Source organism: Mitsuaria sp. WAJ17 (assembly GCF_014174515.1).
GTDB lineage: Bacteria > Pseudomonadota > Gammaproteobacteria > Burkholderiales > Burkholderiaceae_C > Roseateles_B.
On record NZ_JACJUG010000006.1, the window covers coordinates 115528 to 132600 of the forward strand.

At 68.7% G+C, this 17073-nt stretch carries 14 protein-coding genes; 10 read left to right on the forward strand and 4 right to left on the reverse strand.

What is annotated here, in order from left to right:
- The first annotated feature begins 3 nt into the window (after window positions 1-3).
- The 5 genes from gspE to H5407_RS06765 all read left to right on the forward strand — a co-directional run bounded on the left by gspE (window position 4) and on the right by H5407_RS06765 (window position 8199).
- The gene (gene gspE, locus H5407_RS06745) at window positions 4-1440 is read left to right on the forward strand and encodes a type II secretion system ATPase GspE (protein WP_183103674.1); all 1437 of its coding nucleotides are present in this window, start codon (window positions 4-6) and stop codon (window positions 1438-1440) included.
- 10 nt (window positions 1441-1450) lie between these two features.
- Entirely contained in the window at window positions 1451-2665 is a 1215-nt protein-coding gene (gene gspF / locus H5407_RS06750; RefSeq protein ID WP_183103675.1) for a type II secretion system inner membrane protein GspF, read from the forward strand.
- 137 nt (window positions 2666-2802) lie between these two features.
- Window positions 2803-3792, forward strand: coding sequence for an AAA family ATPase (locus H5407_RS06755; protein WP_183103676.1), 990 nt, complete (start codon window positions 2803-2805; stop codon window positions 3790-3792).
- 39 nt (window positions 3793-3831) lie between these two features.
- The gene (locus tag H5407_RS06760) at window positions 3832-4728 is read left to right on the forward strand and encodes a 5'-nucleotidase (RefSeq protein ID WP_183103677.1); all 897 of its coding nucleotides are present in this window, start codon (window positions 3832-3834) and stop codon (window positions 4726-4728) included.
- Between the two features lie 99 nt (window positions 4729-4827).
- Window positions 4828-8199, forward strand: coding sequence for a S41 family peptidase (locus tag H5407_RS06765; RefSeq protein ID WP_183103678.1), 3372 nt, complete (start codon window positions 4828-4830; stop codon window positions 8197-8199).
- Between the two features lie 94 nt (window positions 8200-8293).
- Here the strand turns inward: H5407_RS06765 and tyrS are convergent, their stop codons facing one another.
- Window positions 8294-9541 (reverse strand): tyrosine--tRNA ligase, encoded by a 1248-nt coding sequence (gene tyrS, locus H5407_RS06770; protein ID WP_183103679.1) that lies wholly within the window; start codon window positions 9539-9541, stop codon window positions 8294-8296.
- Window positions 9542-9778: 237 nt separating this feature from the next.
- Between tyrS and H5407_RS06775 the strand changes: the two genes are divergently transcribed.
- The gene (locus H5407_RS06775) at window positions 9779-11161 is read left to right on the forward strand and encodes a peptidoglycan DD-metalloendopeptidase family protein (protein WP_310737625.1); all 1383 of its coding nucleotides are present in this window, start codon (window positions 9779-9781) and stop codon (window positions 11159-11161) included.
- 18 nt (window positions 11162-11179) lie between these two features.
- Window positions 11180-12304 (forward strand): anhydro-N-acetylmuramic acid kinase, encoded by a 1125-nt coding sequence (locus tag H5407_RS06780; RefSeq protein WP_183103680.1) that lies wholly within the window; start codon window positions 11180-11182, stop codon window positions 12302-12304.
- 115 nt (window positions 12305-12419) lie between these two features.
- On the opposite strand, the gene erpA is transcribed toward H5407_RS06780, so the two are convergent.
- The 3 genes from erpA to rplM all read right to left on the reverse strand — a co-directional run bounded on the left by erpA (window position 12420) and on the right by rplM (window position 13882).
- Entirely contained in the window at window positions 12420-12797 is a 378-nt protein-coding gene (gene erpA / locus H5407_RS06785; RefSeq protein WP_183103681.1) for an iron-sulfur cluster insertion protein ErpA, read from the reverse strand.
- Between the two features lie 254 nt (window positions 12798-13051).
- Window positions 13052-13444, reverse strand: a complete 393-nt coding sequence (gene rpsI, locus H5407_RS06790; protein WP_183103682.1) for a 30S ribosomal protein S9 — start codon at window positions 13442-13444, stop codon at window positions 13052-13054.
- Between the two features lie 9 nt (window positions 13445-13453).
- A complete protein-coding gene (rplM, locus tag H5407_RS06795; RefSeq protein ID WP_183103683.1) occupies window positions 13454-13882 on the reverse strand; it encodes a 50S ribosomal protein L13 in 429 nt (142 codons plus the stop codon).
- Window positions 13883-14238: 356 nt separating this feature from the next.
- Here rplM and H5407_RS06800 point away from each other — a divergent pair, with 356 nt between their 5' ends.
- The 3 genes from H5407_RS06800 (at window position 14239) to H5407_RS06810 (ending at window position 17072) form a co-directional block, all read left to right on the forward strand.
- Window positions 14239-14982 carry a GNAT family N-acetyltransferase gene (locus tag H5407_RS06800; RefSeq protein ID WP_183103684.1) on the forward strand — a complete coding sequence of 248 codons (744 nt, stop codon included), beginning with the start codon at window positions 14239-14241 and terminating at the stop codon, window positions 14980-14982.
- Window positions 14983-15098: 116 nt separating this feature from the next.
- On the forward strand, window positions 15099-15920 hold the full coding sequence (locus tag H5407_RS06805) for a DUF2726 domain-containing protein (RefSeq protein WP_183103685.1): 822 nt from the start codon (window positions 15099-15101) through the stop codon (window positions 15918-15920).
- Window positions 15921-15971: 51 nt separating this feature from the next.
- Complete coding sequence (locus tag H5407_RS06810) at window positions 15972-17072, forward strand: serine/threonine protein kinase (protein WP_183103686.1); 1101 nt, start codon at window positions 15972-15974, stop codon at window positions 17070-17072.
- Window position 17073 lies beyond the last annotated feature (1 nt).

The following is a 17073-nucleotide window of genomic DNA, read 5'->3' on the forward strand; positions in this document are numbered from 1 at the left end:
GCCATGGCCAGCCGTCACCCCCTGCCCTATGCCTTCGCCCGCAGCCACACGGTGCTGCTGGAAGACGACGGCCAGCAGCTGACCCTCTGGGCCGCGCCCGAGGTGAGCTTCGCGGCCCTGTCCGAGGTACAGCGCCTCTACCAGGTGGACCGCATGGAGTCCCAGCCCCAGGCCTTGCTGGCCGAGCGCATCAGCAATGCCTATGCAGGCGCCGAGAGCAGCGCGGCCACGGTGGTCGGCGAGGTCGAAAGCGCGGTGGACCTCTCGCGCATGATGCAGGATCTGCCCGCCGTGGAGGATCTGCTGGAGGCAGCCAATGATGCCCCCATCATTCGCATGCTCAATGCCCTGCTGACCCAGGCCGCCAAGGACGGCGCGAGCGACATCCACATCGAGCCCTACGAGCGCGCCAGCTCGGTGCGCTTCCGCGTGGATGGCACGCTGCGCGAGGTGGTGCAGCCCAACCGCGCCCTGCATGCCGCGCTGATCTCGCGTCTGAAGATCATGGCCGAGCTGGACATCGCCGAGAAGCGGCTGCCGCAGGACGGCCGCATCTCGCTGCGCATCGGCGGTCGTGCCGTGGATGTGCGGGTCTCGACGCTGCCGTCCGCCCATGGCGAGCGCGCGGTGCTGCGCCTGCTGGACAAGTCCGAGTCCAAGTTCAGCCTCGAAGGCCTGGGCATGGACGGCGCACTGCTGACCGAGTTCAAGCGCCAACTGCAGCAACCTCACGGCATCGTGCTGGTCACCGGCCCCACGGGCTCCGGCAAGACCACCACGCTCTACGCCGGCCTGCAGACCCTGGAGACCAGCACCACCAATGTGCTGACCGTCGAAGACCCGGTGGAGTACGAGCTGGCCGGCGTGGGTCAGACCCAGGTCAATGCCAAGATCGATCTCACCTTCGCCAAGGCCCTGCGCGCCATCCTGCGCCAGGATCCGGACGTGATCATGATCGGCGAGATCCGGGACTTCGAGACCGCGCAGATTGCCATCCAGGCCTCGCTCACCGGCCATCTGGTGCTGGCCACCCTGCACACCAACGATGCGCCCAGCGCCGTCACCCGCCTGATCGACATGGGCGTGGAGCCCTTCCTGCTGAGCTCCTCGCTGCTGGGCGTGCTGGCCCAGCGCCTGGTGCGCAAGCTGTGCCCGCACTGCAAGCGCCCGGAGCCCGCGGATGAGAATGGCGTGATCCGCTATCGCGCCGTTGGCTGCGCCGAATGCGGCCACAGCGGCTACAAGGGCCGCACGGGTGTCTACGAGCTGATGACAGCCACCGACCAGGTCCAGCACCTGATCCACAACCGCGCCGCGGAGAGCGAGCTGCTCGTGGCCGCCCAGGCCGCCGGCCTGCGCACCATGCGCGAGGATGGGGCGCGCCTGGTGGCGCTTGGCATCACCTCGCAAGAGGAAGTGCTGCGCGTCACGCGCGAGTGAGTGAGTCCGCATGCCTGCCTACAAGTACGAAGCCCTGACCGAGGACGGCCGCAGCAACAAGGGCCTCATCGAAGCTGACAACCCGCGTGCCGCACGTGCCGCCCTGCGTGCGCAGAAGCTGGTGCCGGTGGCCGTGGAGGCCGTGGCCCAGCAGAGCGCCGAGGCCAAGGCCTCGCTGTTCGCGCGCCGCGTCTTCAACCAGACCACGCTGACGGTCTGGACGCGACAGCTGGCCGGGCTGGTGGCCGCGGGCCTGCCCATCGAGCGGGCACTGACCTCCCTGACCGAGGAATGCGAGGACGAGCGCCAGCGCGAGCTGGTGGCCCAGCTGCGCGCCGAAGTCAACGGCGGTGCAGCCTTTGCCCGCGCGCTGGCCACGGCACCACGCGAGTTCGATCCCGTCTACCGCGCCGTCGTGGCCGCCGGCGAGCAGAGCGGCGCCCTGGGCCGCGTGCTGGAGAAGCTGGCCGATGACCTCGAAGATCGCCAGGCCCTGCGCGCCAAGGTCGTGGGGGCCATGGCCTATCCGCTCGTGGTCTGCGTGATCGCCGTGCTGATCGTGACCTTCCTGCTGACCAACGTCGTGCCCAAGGTTGCCGCGGTCTTCGTCAGCGGCAAGCAGGCCCTGCCGCCGCTGACCGTCTTCGTGCTGGCCGTCTCGGACCTCGTTCGGCACTGGGGCTGGCTGGTGGCCCTGCTGCTGGCCGGCGGCGCGTTGGCCCTGCGCCAGGCCCTGCAGAAGCCGGCCTTGCGCGTCCGCTTCGACGCCAGGCTGCTGCAACTGCCCCTGGTGGGTCGCCTGGCCCGGGGCTACAACGCCGCGCGCTTCGCCGGTACCCTGGCCATGCTGGCCGGCAGTGGCGTGCCCATCCTGAAGGCCCTTCAGGCCGCGGCAGAGACGCTCTCCAACGCAGCCATGCGCGAGGACGCCATGGACGCCCTGGTGCTGGTCCGTGAAGGCGCCCCCCTGGGCCCAGCGCTGGCCGGAAAGAAGCGCTTCCCCGGCCTGCTGGCCATGTTCGCCCGCCTGGGCGAACAGACCGGCCAGCTGCCAGACATGCTCCAACGCGCCGCCACCCAGCTCAGTGCCGAGGTGCAGCGCCGCGCCATGGCCATGGCCACGCTGCTGGAACCGCTGCTGATCGTGGCCATGGGCGGCGTGGTGATGCTGATCGTGCTGGCCGTGCTGCAGCCCATCATCCAGATGAACGCGATGGTGCACTGAGCCCACAGCTGCCGAACGTGCGCGCACGGCGCGCCGTGAGGTATTGAACACAGGCTGGCAAATCCGGGCTTTCTCCAGTGCACGCGCCGGGCTTCTTTTTGCTTGAATGAACTCAGCAAGCCTGCATGGAGTCCATCATGAGCAGCCACGCCATCGCCTGCATGCCGCCGCGCATTCCCATCGCGCAGATGCGGCGGGTGTTCGAGGTCCAGGACGTCGAGCGCAAGCTCGCCAAACTCCCGCCGCAGGAGCATGAGCCCCTGCGAAGCACCTACCAGCGCATGCTGGAGAAGGGCCCGGAGCGCTTCCAGGTCAAGCCCTCCGGCCTGCTGAGCCTGGACCGGCTCTACGACGAGCTGCCCAATTTCCACGAGGTGCTGGACGACATCCGCCGCCAGATCGCCCTGTGCGCCGACAGCGGGGACGCGCTGGAGATCACGCCCCTGCTGCTGCTGGGCCCGCCCGGCGTCGGCAAAACGCATTTCGCGCGCCAGCTCGCCCAGCTGCTGAACACGGGCATGGGCTTTGTCTCGATGAGCTCGCTGACCGCCGGCTGGGTCCTGTCCGGCGCCTCCAGCCAGTGGAAGGGTGCGCGGCCCGGCAAGGTCTTCGAGGCCCTGGTGGACGGCGACTACGCCAATCCGGTGATGGTGATCGACGAGATCGACAAGGCCGGCGGCGAGGCCACCTACGACCCGCTGGGCTCGCTCTACAGCCTGCTGGAGCACGACACCGCCGGCTGCTTCGTCGATGAGTTCGCCGAGGTGGCCGTGGACGCCAGCCAAGTGATCTGGGTGGCCACGGCCAACGAGGCGCGCAGCATTCCCGAGCCCATCCTCAACCGCGTCAACGTCTATGAGGTCCAGGCGCCAGACGCCGAGGCCGCGCGGCGCATTGCCCGCCGCCTCTACGAGGGCATCCGCAGCCAGCACGACTGGGGCAGGCACTTCGACGAGCAGCCCAGCGATCCGGTGCTGGACCGCATGGCAGAGGTCGCCCCGCGCGAGATGCGCCGCGCCTGGATGACGGCCTTCGGCAATGCCAAGCTGGCGGGGCGCGGGACAGTGCTCTGTGAGGATCTGCCGGCGGGGGCCTCGAAGCGCCAGCCCATCGGCTTCATGCATTGAGGGATGGCGGGCGAGTCGCGGCTGGCTATCATCCCCGCCATGCCCACCTCCCTGGACGACAAGCTCGTCATCGCCATCTCTTCCCGTGCGCTCTTCGACTTCGAGGAGGAGAACGAAGTCTTCGAGGCTGGTGACGACCGCGCCTACATGGCCCTGCAGCAGCAGCGCCTGGATCTGCCGGCGACGCCGGGGGTGGCCTTCTCCCTGGTGCGCAAGCTGCTGGGCTTCAACACACTTCAGCAGCAGCGCGTGGAGGTGGTCGTGCTCTCGCGCAACGACCCCATCTCCGGCATGCGCGTGTTCCGCTCGGCGCGCCAGTTGGGCCTGCCCATCCTGCGCGGTGTCTTCACCCGCGGGCAGTCGCCCTGGCGCTACCTGCGTCCGCTGAACGCCCAGCTCTTTCTCTCGGCCAACGAGGAAGACGTGCGCCAGGCACTGGCCGCCGGCGTGGCCGCGGCCCGCGTATTCCCGCTGTCGGCCCGCGCCTCGGCGGACCACCCCCAGGAGCTGCGCATCGCCTTCGACGGCGACGCCGTGCTCTTCTCTGACGAAGCCGAGCTCGTCTACCAGCGCCAGGGCCTGGAGGCCTTCCAGGCGCACGAGCAGCAGCACGTGATGCGTCCCCTGCCCGACGGCCCCTTCAAGCCCGTGCTGCGCGCCCTGCACGAGCTGCAGCGCCATCCGCAGACTGACATGCGCATCCGCACGGCCCTCGTGACGGCCCGCAGCGCCCCGGCCCACGAGCGCGCCATCCGCACCCTCATGGACTGGGCCATCGAGGTCGATGAGGCCATGTTCCTGGGCGGCCTGCCCAAGGGCGCCTTTCTGCGGGAGTTCGAGCCGGACTTCTTCTTCGACGACCAGGTTGGCCATGTGCAGGGTGCAGCGCCCCATGTCCCCTCCGGACATGTCAGTGCCGGTGTGACGAACTGCTAAGCCTTCGGCCTACGACACAATCCGGCGCGCTGCGGGCGCCCCAGTGTTGGAAGGTGCGTCCGGGCGTCCTGGCCGCACCGGCCCCACCGAGGAGACCCAATGACAACAACATCCCGCTTCCGCCCCGCCCCCCTGGCCCTGGCCAGCGCCGTGCTGGCCCTGGGCCTGGCCACGGCGGCCCAGGCCGGCCAGAACGGCTTCTACCGTCAGCCCGCCTTGCAGGGCAACACCGTCTACTTCGTCGGCGAAGGTGACCTCTGGCGCGTGGCCGCCCAGGGCGGCGAGGCCCAGCGCATCACCTCTCACCACGGCCAGGAAACCCAGCCCGCCGTCTCGCCCGATGGCCAGTGGCTGGCCTTCACCGCCCAGTACGACAGCGGCACCGAGATCTACCTGATGCCCGCCAGCGGCGGCGTGCCCAAGCGCCTGACCTGGGAAGGCGGCGGCATGCGCGTCTGGGGCTTCAGCGCCAGCGGCGAGGTGATCTACACCGGGCTGGACAGCCGCCCGGGCTCCCAGCTCTTCGCCATTGACCCCAAGACCCTGCAGCGACGCATCCTGCCCGTGGGCCAGGCCGGCGACGGCGCCCTGAGTGCCGACGGCAAGACCCTGTACTTCACCCGCGGCGGCCTGCGCGGCGACAACGCCCGCCAGTACCGCGGCGGCGGTCTGGCCCGTCTGTGGGCCCTGGACCTCTCCAGCGAGGCCGAGGCCCGCCCCTTCATCGCCGAGGGCAGCAATGACCGCCGCCCCATGCCCTACCGCGTGGGCAGCGAGGAGCGCGTGGCCTTCCTCTCCGACCGTGACGGGACCTACAACCTCTGGTCCGTCAACGCCCGCGGCGGCGACCTGCGCCAGCACACGCAGCACAAAGGCTGGGACATCCGCCATGTCTCCCTCGACGGCAGCCGTGTGGTCTACGCGCTGGGTGCCGACCTCTACCTGACCGACCTCGCCCAGGCCGGCGCCCCGCGCAAGCTGGACATCACCCTGGGCGGTGACTTCGACCAGCAGCGCGCGCGATGGATCAAGCGCCCCCAGGACTTCCTGACCGAAACCTCCCTCGCCCCCAATGGCGAGCGCGTGCTGCTGGCCTCGCGCGGCCATCTGGCCACTCAGGGCGTGGGCCTGCTGCGCCGCGCCGAGCTGCCGGCGCAGGCCGACGGCGCCTGCAAGAAGGGCGAGTTCGCCAGCGACAGCAAGACCGTCTTCGCCATCTGCGACTTCAGCGATGAGCAGGAGATCTGGCGCTTCCCTGCCAACGGCATGGGCAAGCCGCAGCAGATCACCCATGACGCCAGCACCCAGCGCACGGCCCTGGCGCCCTCGCCGGACGGCCGCTACCTGGCCCACACCGACAAGGAAGGCCGGATCTACCTCACCGACCTCAAGGCGCAGCCCCAGCCCAGCACCCAGGTGATCGGCCAGGACAAACTGGAAGGCAACCCTGCCGATCTGACATGGAGCAGCGACAGCAAGGCCCTGGCCTTCGCGATGCCCCTGCGCAATCCGGACCGCGCCCAGCTGATGCTCTACACGCTGGCCGACGGCAAGATCCACCGCCTCACCAGCGACCGCTACGACAGCAGCTCGCCCGCCTTCAGCCCGGATGGCAAGTGGCTCTACTTCGCCTCGGACCGCAACTTCCAGGCCACCGGCAACGGCAGCCCCTGGGGCGACCGCAACATGGGCCCCTTCTTCGACAAGCGCGGCAAGCTCTACGCCCTGGCCCTGCAGCCGGGCCTGCGCTCGCCCTTCGCGCCCAAGGACGAGCTGGAGGTCGAGCCCAAGGCAGAGGCCAAGCCGGAGGCAAAACCTGACCCCAAGGCCGATGTGAAGGCCGATGTGAAGGCCGATGCGAAAGCTGAAGCAAAGGCCGATGCAAAGCCTGACGGCAAGGCCAAGCCCGCCATCGTCACCGAAGGCCTGGCCCAGCGTCTGTATGAGTTGCCCGTCCCGGCCGGCAACTACCGCGCCCTGCGCACCGACGGCAAGCGCTTGTGGTTCCTGGATCAGGACCTGGAACGCAAGACCAGCCTCAAGAGCATCGCCATCGACAACCAGGGCACCCCCGCCGAGGTGCTGTCCAGCGACGTGCGCGGCTACGATCTCAGCGCCGACGGCAAGAAGCTGATGCTGGTGCGCGGCAGCGGCCCGGGCGCGCCCGAGGTGCTGATCGTCGAGGCCGCGCCCAAGCTGCCCTCGGAGCTTGCCAAGTTCCAGGTGCGCTGGAGCGACTGGCAGATCGCCACCCAGCCCCGCGCCGAGTGGAAGCAGATGTTCACCGATGCCTGGCGCATGCACCGCGACCATTTCTACGACAAGGCCATGCACGGCGTGGACTGGAAGGCCGTGCGCGCCAAGTACGAGCCCGTGCTCGACCGGCTGACCGACCGCTACGAGCTGGCCGAGCTGCTGGCTCAGATGGTGAGCGAGGTCAGCGCCCTGCACAGCCAGGTCAACCCGGGCGACGCCCGCCAGGGCCCCGAGGAACCCGGCCTGGCGGGTCTGGGCGCGCGCCTGGCCAAGGTGGGCGAGGGCTGGCGCATCGAGCACCTCTACGAAGCCGATCCCGAGCTGCCCAACGAAGCCGGCCCCCTGGCCGCTCCCGGCCTGGGCCTCAAGGCTGGTGACGTAATCACCACCATCAACGGCCGCAAGGCCGCCGAGGCGCCGCACGTCTTCGAACTGCTGCGCGGCCAGGCCGGCAAGCAGGTGCTGCTGGAGGTGAAGACGGCCGAGGGCAAGGCGGTGCAGAAGATCGTCGTGCCCGTGCCGGCTCGACGCGACAACGAGCTGCGCTACAACGACTGGCGCGTGAGCCGCGCCAAGGCCGTGGAGAAGGCTGGCGAAGGCCGCATCGGCTATGTGCACCTGCGTGCGATGGGGCCCAACGACATCGCCGACTTCGCCCGCGAGTTCTATGCCGCCAGCGACCGCGAGGGCCTGATCATCGACGTCCGCTACAACAACGGCGGCAACATCGACAGCTGGATCCTGGAGAAGCTGCTGCGCCGCGCCTGGGCCTTCTGGCAGCGCCGCTCGCCGGAGGGCTCCAAGCCCTATCCGAACATGCAGCACGTCTTCCGCGGCCATGCCGTGGTGCTGATGAACGAGGACACCTACTCCGACGGCGAGACGTTCTCCGAGGGATTCAAACGCCTGGGCATCGGCCCCGTGATCGGCAAGACCAGCTCGGGCGCCGGCGTCTGGCTGTCCGACCGCAACCGCCTGCTGGACAACGGCATCATGCGCGCCGCCGAAACCGGGCAGATGGACATCAACGGAAAGTTCCTCATCGAAGGCAAGGGCGTGACGCCCGACATCGAGGTGGACAACCCGCCTCGCGCCACGGCCAAGGGCCAGGACGCACAGCTGGATCGCGCCATCGCCGAGCTGAAGAAGCGCATGGCCGAGCAACCGGTGGTGCAGCCCAAGCCAGGGCCTTATCCCCGCCCCGTCAAGCCCTGAGGCAAGACCTGACCCCGAGAGCAAGGTGCTGATGCAAGCAAAACGGGAGGCCCGCCGGCCTCCCGTTTTTCATGCCCTGGCAGATGTCAGGATCTCAGGCAATCGTGACCTTGGCGAACTTGCGCTTGCCCACCTGCACGACCACGGTGCCGGCCTCCAGCTTCAGTGCCTTGTCGCTGATCACGGCGCCGTCGATGCGCACGCCGCCCTGCTCGATCATGCGCATGCCCTCGCTGTTGGAGGCCACGAGGCCGGCGGACTTCAGCACCGCTGCGATCCCCAGCGGCGCGCCGGAGAGGCTCACCTCGGGGATGTCATCGGGAATGCCGCCCTTGGCGCGGTTGTTGAAGTCGGCCTCGGCCGCCTCGGCTGCGGCGGCGCTGTGGAAGCGGGCCGTGATCTCCTTGGCCAGCATGACCTTGGCATCCTTGGGATTGCGGCCGCCCTCGATCTCCTTCTTCAGCGCGGCGATCTCGTCCAGGCTCTTGAACGACAGCAGGTTGAACCACTTCCACATCAGCTCGTCGCTGATGGACAGGATCTTGGCGAACATGGAGTTGGCCGGCTCAGTGATGCCCACGTAGTTGTTCTTGGACTTGGACATCTTGTCCACGCCATCCAGGCCCTCCAGCAGGGGCATGGTCAGGATGCACTGGGGCTCCTGGCCGTACTCGGCCTGCAGATGGCGTCCCATCAGCAGGTTGAACTTCTGGTCGGTGCCGCCCAGTTCCAGGTCGGACTTCAGCGCGACGGAGTCATAGCCTTGCATCAGCGGGTAGAGGAACTCGTGCACCGAGATGGGCGTCTGGCTGGCGAAGCGCTTGGCGAAGTCGTCGCGCTCCATCATGCGGGCCACCGTGTACTTGGCGGCCAGTTGGATCATGCCGCTGGCGCCCAGGGGCTCACTCCATTCGCTGTTGTAGCGGATCTCGGTGCGGGCCGGGTCCAGCACCAGGCTGGCCTGCTTGTAGTAGGTCTCGGCATTGGCCTGGATCTGCTCCTTGGTCAGCGGCGGGCGCGTGCTGTTGCGGCCGGAGGGGTCGCCGATCATGGAGGTGAAGTCGCCGATCAGGAAGATCACCTGATGGCCCAGGTCCTGCAGCTGGCGCATCTTGTTGAGCACCACGGTGTGGCCGATGTGGATGTCCGGCGCCGTCGGGTCCAGGCCCAGCTTGATGCGCAGCGGCGTGCCTGTGGCCTCCGAGCGGGCCAGCTTCTGCACCCAGTCAGCTTGCGGCAGCAGCTCCTCGCAGCCACGCAGGCTGACGCGCAGGGCTTCCTGCACGCGGTCGGTGACGGGGTAGGCCGGCTTGGCGGGGATATCGGTTCGCGATTCGGACATGAAAGGCTCTCGTGAGGGCGATGCGCAGCGGGAATCGGGCTGGAAGCGGGTTTCCCAGCCCTTGAACTAGGGGGGCTCTGGGTATACTCGGCGCCAGTTTTGGCCATCGCGGCCATCTTTGGACGACCGCAAAAGTGCTGGATTCTAGTGGACGGCCCCCCCGCGGACCGCGTCGCTTCCAGGCTACCCGCGCAGGCGCGCTCCAGAACAAGCACAGAGAAGACCGGGACCGCAAGCGTGACTGACTGGACCAAGGAACTGAACAAGGTGTTGGGGCATGCCGAAGCCTTCGCGGCTCGCCATCCGCGCGCCTTGACGGGCAGCCTGGTAGGCCTGCTCAGCGGATTTGCCGTGACGGCCTTCGGCGTGGCTCCCTTGGCGCCCGACGCCCAGGACCTGCCCCAGACCACCATCGCCGAGGCCGTGCAGACGCACGACCTCGCCACCCAGCTCGCCGACCTCGCCGAGCACGAGGTGGCCCTGAGCCGCAACGACCTCACCCGCGCCAGCGACACCGCCGACAGCCTCCTCAAGCGCATGGGCGCCTTCGATCCGGAGTTCGCCGCCTTCCTGCGCAGCGACGCCACGGCACGGCGCGTGCTGCAGGGGCGCACCGGCAAGCTGGTGCAGATCAATGCCCGCCCCTCGGGCCGGGTCGAATCCCTGATCGCCCGCTTCCCGGCAGAGAAGCCCGAGCAGCAGGCCACGCATTTCACCCGCCTGCGCATCGAGCGCGACGCCAAGGGCCTGCGCAGCGTGCTTGAGACCGCGCCGCTGCAGTCGCAGGTGCGCCTGGCCAGCGGCACCATCCGCAGCTCCCTGTGGGCCGCGACGGATGATGCCCGCATCCCCGACGCCATCGCCTCCCAGATCGCCGAGATGTTCTCGGGCGACATCGACTTCCACCGCGAACTGCGCAAGGGCGACCGCTTCTCGGTCGTCTACGAAGGCCTGACCGCCGACGGCGAGCCCATCACCTGGGACGGCGGTGCCGGCAAGGTGCTGGCGGGCGAGTTCGTCAACAACGGCCGCAGCTACAGCGCCGTGTGGTTCCGGGACAGCGTCACCGGCAAGGGCAATTTCTACACCATGGACGGGCAGAGCAAGCGCCGCGCCTTCCTGGCCAGCCCCCTGCCCTTCTCGCGCGTGACCTCGGGTTTCTCGATGCGCATGCATCCCATCCTGCAGACCTGGCGCGCCCACCTGGGCGTGGACTACGGCGCCCCCACCGGCACGGCCGTCCAGGCCGTGGGTGACGGCGTGGTGGAGTCCGCCGGCTGGCAGAACGGCTTCGGCAACGTCATCCATGTGCGTCACGCCAACGACCGCGTCACCGTCTACGCCCATCTGAGCCGGATCGACGTCAAGAAGGGCCAGCGCGTCGAGCAGGGCCAGAAGATTGGCGCCGTGGGCGCCACCGGATGGGCCACCGGCCCGCACCTGCACTTCGAGTTCCGCGTGAAGGGCCAGCACCAGGATCCGCGCGCCATCGCCCGCGCCTCCGAATCGCTCACCCTGCCCGGCTACGCCAAGGGCCAGTTCCAGCAGACCGCCCAGGCCGCCCGCACCCAGATCGATGTGGCCCGCTCCCTGGGGCAGGGCGTCAGCGACGCCGACTGACCCCCCCGAGGCCGCGCCGTGAGCGCTCCGCAGGCGACGCAGCACTACATCGGCCTGATGTCAGGCACCTCGCTGGATGGCGTGGACGCCGTGCTCGCGGCCTTCGCCCCGGACAGCACCCTGCAGGTGCTGGACCACGCCTTCGCCCCCTTCGAGCCCGCCCTGCGAGCAGAGCTGCTGGCCCTGAACACCCCGGGCGACAACGAACTCCATCGCGCCGCCCTCGCCGCCAATGGCGTGGCCCGCGCCTATGCCGACCTGGCACTGACCCTGGCCGGGCGCCATCCCACGCTCACCATCCGCGCCCTGGGCGCCCATGGCCAGACCGTGCGCCATCGCCCGGGCGAATTCGACGGCTGCGGCTACACCGTCCAGTTGCTCAATGCCTCGCTGCTGGCCGAGCGCTGCGGCATCGCCGTGGTGGCAGACCTGCGCAGCCGCGACGTGGCCGCCGGCGGCCAGGGCGCGCCCCTGGTGCCCGCCTTTCACCAGGCGGTGTTCGCTGGTCGCTGCGAGGCCGTGCTCAATATCGGCGGCATCAGCAACATCAGCCTGCTGAGCCCCTCGCCTGGGGACCCACCGCGAGGCTTCGACTGCGGTCCCGGCAACTGCCTGATGGACTTCTGGATCCAGCAGCACCGCGGCCTGCCCTATGACGCCGATGGCGCCTGGGCCGCACAGGGTCAGGTCTTGCCCGAGCTGATGTCCCGCCTGCTGGACGAGCCCTTCTTCCGGCTGCCACCGCCGCGCAGCACCGGCCGAGACCTGTTCAACCCGGTCTGGTTGCAGGCCCGGCTGAACGAGCTGCCCGGGCCCGCAGCCCCCGAGGATGTCCAGGCCACCCTGCTGGAGTTGACAGCCCTCTCCATTGCCCAAGCCCTGCTCGCGCACGGAGGCGTCAGCGGCCGGCTGGCGGTGTGCGGGGGCGGCGCCCTCAATAGGCGGCTCCTGCAGCGCCTGGCAGCCGCCCTGCCCGACTGGACCCCGCAGCCCAGCGATGCCCTGGGGCTGCCTGCCATGCAGGTGGAGGCTGCGGCCTTCGCCTGGCTGGCCCTGCGGCATTGCCAAGGCCTGGCAGGCAATCTGCCGGCCGTCACCGGCGCGCAGGGGCCGCGTATCCTGGGCGCCTGGCATCCCGCCTGAGGCACCCCAGGCCATCCTCCCGACCGGGAATGCAAAACGCCGCAGCGGCATGGCCGTGCGGCGTCTGGACAGGCGTCACGAAGGCCGTCAGCACAGCCCCGCTTCGCGAGATGGGTCAGACCGAGAAGCTGGAACCGCAACCACAGGTGGTCGAGGCATTGGGGTTCTTGATCACGAACTGCGCGCCCTGCAGGTCTTCCTTGTAGTCGATCTCGGCGCCCATGAGGTATTGCAGGCTCATGGCGTCGATCAGCAGGGTGACACCGTTCTTCATCATCTGGGTGTCGTCCTCGTTGGCCACCTCGTCGAAGGTGAAGCCATACTGGAAGCCCGAGCAACCACCGCCCTGCACGAAAACGCGCAGCTTCAGCTCCGGATTGCCTTCCTCAGCGACAAGGTCGCGAACCTTCTCGGCGGCGCTGTCGGTGAAAATGATGGGCGCCGGGATATCGCTGGGGCCGGCGGCGGTGGTGGATTCGAGAACTGCGCTCATCGCTTGTGTCCTGCTTGAGAGAGGTCAGATGCCAGGATTATCCCCCAGCGTCGGACTCAGGTATTCGCCAGTGGGCCGCATGACCCGCCGTAACGAAGGGCTTTGAGGCCACGGCGATACAGCGGCGCCCGCTGCCGTGAAGTCTGCACGCAGCCGCAGCAATGACAAAAGGCCGCGCGAGCGGCCTTTCGGAGTGCTGAAAAGCTTCTGAGGAGGCTTTCCTGGCAGGGTCGGCACAAGGCCGACCAGGAAGATCAGCGCTTGCTGAACTGCTTCCGACGACGGGCGCCGTGCAGACCGACCTTCTTACGCTCGACTTCACGCGCATCACGCGTGACGAAGCCTGCGCGGCTCAGTTCGGGCTTCAGGGCTGCGTCGTAGTCGATCAGTGCACGGGTGATGCCCAGACGGACAGCACCGGCCTGGCCGGACTCGCCACCACCATGGACGTTCACCTTGATGTCGAAGGCTTCGCCATTGTTGGTCAGCACCAGGGGCTGGCGGGTGACCATGATGGACGTCTGACGGCCGAAGTACTGATCCAGCGGCTTGCCGTTGACGATGATCTGGCCCGTGCCCTTCTTCATGAAGACGCGAGCGACCGACGACTTGCGGCGGCCGGTACCGTAATTCCAGTTTCCGATCATTGCCGTTCCTTAGATTTCCAGAGCCTTGGGCTGCTGGGCGGTGTGCGGGTGGGTGCCACCAGCATAAACCTTCAGCTTCTTCACCATGGCATAGCCCAGGGGACCCTTGGGCAGCATGCCCTTCACAGCCTTCTCCAGGGCGCGGCCCGGATGCTTGGCTTGCATGTCCTTGAACTTGGTGGCGTAGATGCCGCCGGGGAAGCCGCTGTGGCGGTAGTACACCTTGTCGGTGGCCTTGTTGCCGGTCACGCGCAGCTTGTCTGCGTTGATCACGACGATGAAGTCACCGGTATCCACGTGAGGCGTGTAAATGGCCTTGTGCTTGCCGCGCAAACGGAGTGCCACTTCGCTGGCAACACGTCCGAGCACCTTGTCGGTGGCGTCAATCACAAACCACTCGTGCGTCACCTCGGCCGGCTTGGCGCTGAAGGTCTTCATGAGTTGCTTTCGTTGGCTGCGACCGGAATCAAACCCCGCCCGCAGCAGTCGCTGGCTGAAATCTCTACGACTGGGCCCCCGTTCGGTGCCGCTTCTTTGCCTGCGGGACCCCTTCTCTCGAAGACTTCCCACCTGCTCGCGACCTCTCACGCCGTGGCGCCAAGGCGCATCTTTCCTGCAGCCAGATACAGGAAAGCCCGCGAGTGTACCCAAACCCAGCCGGACCGGCAAGTCCAGGGCGCGCAGGAATGCCGATCAGATCAAGCCTGCGCGGCAGGCGGCCCGCTAATATGCGCCCATGCCCCAGCCCCACTGGCTGTGCTCCAGGCTGTGCCCTTGCTGAGCGGAGGCTCCCCATGTCTGCCCAAGAACCCTCGTCCCTGGCCGACCCCGGCCACACCGAACCTGAAGCCGAGCAGAGTGCCCTGGGCTGGCTGCCTCAGAAGCTCGGCCTGCAGCGCTTCGCGAGCTGGGTGCCCATCCGCTCGCTGGCGCGCCGGCACCGCAAGCGCATCCTCACCCATCTGCTGAGCCTCAGCGAGCGCGACCGCTACCTGCGCTTCGGCTACCCCGCCCGCGACGAGCAGATCACCAAGTACGCGATGAACCTGGATTTCGCCCGCGACGAAGTCCTGGGCATCTTCAATCGCCGGCTGCAGCTGGTGGCCATGGCCCATCTGGCCTATGAGCCGGCGCCGCAGCGAAAGGGCAAGCCGGCGATGGCGGAGTTCGGCGTCTCGGTGCTGGCCAGCGCGCGCGGCCGGGGCTTTGGCGCCCGGCTGTTCGAGCATGCGGCCCTTCATGCGCGCAACCGGGGCATTGAGACCCTCTTCATCCATGCGCTGAGCGAGAACGCGCCCATGCTCAAGATTGCTCGCAACGCAGGCGCCACCGTGGAGCGCGACGGCGGTGAGTCCGAGGCCTGGCTGCGCCTGCCGCCGGATTCGGTGTCCTCCCATGTGGGCGAGGCCATCGAGCGGCACATGGGCGAACTGGACTTCCAGTTCAAGCGCCATGTGCGCGCCTTCGGGGACTTCATCGACGGCGTGGCCGAGGTCAAGTCGCAATACCGCGACGCCGGAAAGGCGGCCAAGCAATAGCGCCGGCACTTCGCCGTGCCGGCGGTTCCGCCCTGGTTACACTTTGACGGCAGCCCGGTCCGCCAGGAGTCCATCCCGGCGGGTCCGACACTTCCCCAGCAGTCACCAGAGCGCCCATGCCGACCCTCATTCCGTGGATCTTTGCCCTGGCCTCCTGCCTGGGACTTGCCGCACTGGGTGCCGCGTGGCTCTGGAAGCGCCCTCGCGGTGAGCGGCAACGCCTCCCGGAGGAATGGCCGCTGACGCCCCGCCCGGTCTTCAGCACCGACGAACGCCGCGTCTACCGCCTGCTGCGCGAGGCCCTGCCCCACCACGTGATCCTGTGCAAGCTGCCCCTGGTGCGTTTCTGCCAGCCCAGCGAGGCCAGTGAGACGCGCTACTGGTTCGGCCTCCTCGGCGCCCTGAACGTGGGCTTCGCCATCTGCAGCAGCAATGGCCGGGTGCTGGCCGCCATCGACCTGGACACCGAGCGCCAGCAACAGAGCCGCGGTCTGCAGATCAAGCAGTCCGTGCTCAGCGCCTGCCGCGTGCGCTACCTGCGTTGCCCTCTGGACAAGCTGCCCACCGCCGCCGAGCTGCAGCTGCTGGTGCCCTACAACAACAGCCATGTGCGCGGCCCCCAGGCCGGCACCAAGCCCGCCCGGGCACCGGCGGCCAGCCCGGCAGGCACGCCGCTGGGTCCTGCCGGCAGTGGTCGCCCCCTCAACACGGTGGGCGCCAGCCTGTGGCAGGACTCCTCCGTCTTCCAGGACTCCTTCTTTGCGCCGGACCCGCGCTTTGACAGCGCGACCGGCGAACGCCCTGGCGCGGGAGGCGCCGAGCCGCTGGACGACGGCGGCCTCGACATCAGTCTTGACCAGACACCGCCCGGCCCCGATGCCGCCCAGGACATCGTGGGCGTGGTGGTGGACAGCCCCCGCTTCCCCGGCGGCCGCTGAGCCCGCCGCGGCCCTTCCCCCTGATTGCAGCCGCCTCGCCGGCCGCCCCGCATGAGCCCCGACACCGACCGCGCCTTTGGCGAGCTGACGCCCGAATACATGCTGGACGCGCTGGAGGCTGCCGGCCTGCGCGGCGACGGCCGCATGCTGCAGCTCAATTCCTATGAAAACCGGGTGCTGCAGCTCCACCTGGAGGACGGGCGCGTGGCCGTGGCCAAGTTCTACCGCCCGGGCCGCTGGAGCGAGGCGCAGATTCTCGAGGAGCACGCCTTCGCGGCCGAGCTGGCCGAGGCAGAGGTGCCGGTCGCCCGCCCCTGGACCCTGGAGCGCAGCGAGCACTTCAGGCATCCGCAGGGCGAGCTGGAGCTGCTGGGCACGCCGGCCACGCTGGGTCGCATCGGCACACAGCGCTTTGCCGCCGCCAGCCGGCAGGGCGGACGCGCGCCCGAGCTGGAGGACGTGGAGGTGCTGCGCTGGATCGGCCGCCTGCTGGCGCGCCTGCATGAGGTGGGTGCGCGGCGCCCCTTCGAGCATCGTGTGCGCTGGTGGGGCGCCGAGCCCGGCGAAACCGCCCGTGCCTGGTTGATGGCGAACGAGACGCTACCACCCGAGATCGCGCCGCGCTGGGACCGCGTGGTGCAGGAGTGCCTCACCTGCATCGCCCGGGCCTTCGACACACTGGCCGATGCCCAGCAGCTGCGCCTGCATGGCGACTGCCATCCCGGCAACATCCTCTGGACGCCGGACAACGGCCCGCATTTCGTGGACCTGGACGACGCCGTCACAGGCCCCGCCGTGCAGGACCTCTGGATGCTGCTCAGCGGCGACGAGGCCACGGCGCGGTGGCAGTGGGACGCCCTGATGGACGGCTACGAATCCATCCGCAGCTTCGACTGGCGCGAGCGCCGCCTGATCGAGCCCCTGCGCACCCTGCGCATGATCCACCACAGCGCCTGGCTGGCCCGCCGCTGGGGCGACCCGGCCTTCCCGCTGGCCTTCCCCTGGTTCGGCACGCCCAACTACTGGAATGACCAGGTGGCCAAGCTGGCGGAGCAACTGGAGGCCATGCAGTCAGCCGATGACACCGCAGCGCCGCCCTCATTCAAGGACGACGATGACGACTTTCACCTGGACGGAGACAGCTTTTCCTGAG

What these genes read in the sequence shown, in the direction of transcription:
- gspE (WP_183103674.1), top strand. Translation starts at nt 4, where the DNA reads ATGGCCAGCCGTCACCCCCTGCCCTATGCCTTCGCCCGCAGCCACACG.
- gspF (WP_183103675.1), top strand. Translation starts at nt 1,451, where the DNA reads ATGCCTGCCTACAAGTACGAAGCCCTGACCGAGGACGGCCGCAGCAAC.
- H5407_RS06755 (WP_183103676.1), top strand. Translation starts at nt 2,803, where the DNA reads ATGAGCAGCCACGCCATCGCCTGCATGCCGCCGCGCATTCCCATCGCG.
- H5407_RS06760 (WP_183103677.1), top strand. Translation starts at nt 3,832, where the DNA reads ATGCCCACCTCCCTGGACGACAAGCTCGTCATCGCCATCTCTTCCCGT.
- H5407_RS06765 (WP_183103678.1), top strand. Translation starts at nt 4,828, where the DNA reads ATGACAACAACATCCCGCTTCCGCCCCGCCCCCCTGGCCCTGGCCAGC.
- tyrS (WP_183103679.1), bottom strand. Translation starts at nt 9,541, where the DNA reads ATGTCCGAATCGCGAACCGATATCCCCGCCAAGCCGGCCTACCCCGTC.
- erpA (WP_183103681.1), bottom strand. Translation starts at nt 12,797, where the DNA reads ATGAGCGCAGTTCTCGAATCCACCACCGCCGCCGGCCCCAGCGATATC.
- rpsI (WP_183103682.1), bottom strand. Translation starts at nt 13,444, where the DNA reads ATGATCGGAAACTGGAATTACGGTACCGGCCGCCGCAAGTCGTCGGTC.
- rplM (WP_183103683.1), bottom strand. Translation starts at nt 13,882, where the DNA reads ATGAAGACCTTCAGCGCCAAGCCGGCCGAGGTGACGCACGAGTGGTTT.
- H5407_RS06800 (WP_183103684.1), top strand. Translation starts at nt 14,239, where the DNA reads ATGTCTGCCCAAGAACCCTCGTCCCTGGCCGACCCCGGCCACACCGAA.
- H5407_RS06805 (WP_183103685.1), top strand. Translation starts at nt 15,099, where the DNA reads ATGCCGACCCTCATTCCGTGGATCTTTGCCCTGGCCTCCTGCCTGGGA.
- H5407_RS06810 (WP_183103686.1), top strand. Translation starts at nt 15,972, where the DNA reads ATGAGCCCCGACACCGACCGCGCCTTTGGCGAGCTGACGCCCGAATAC.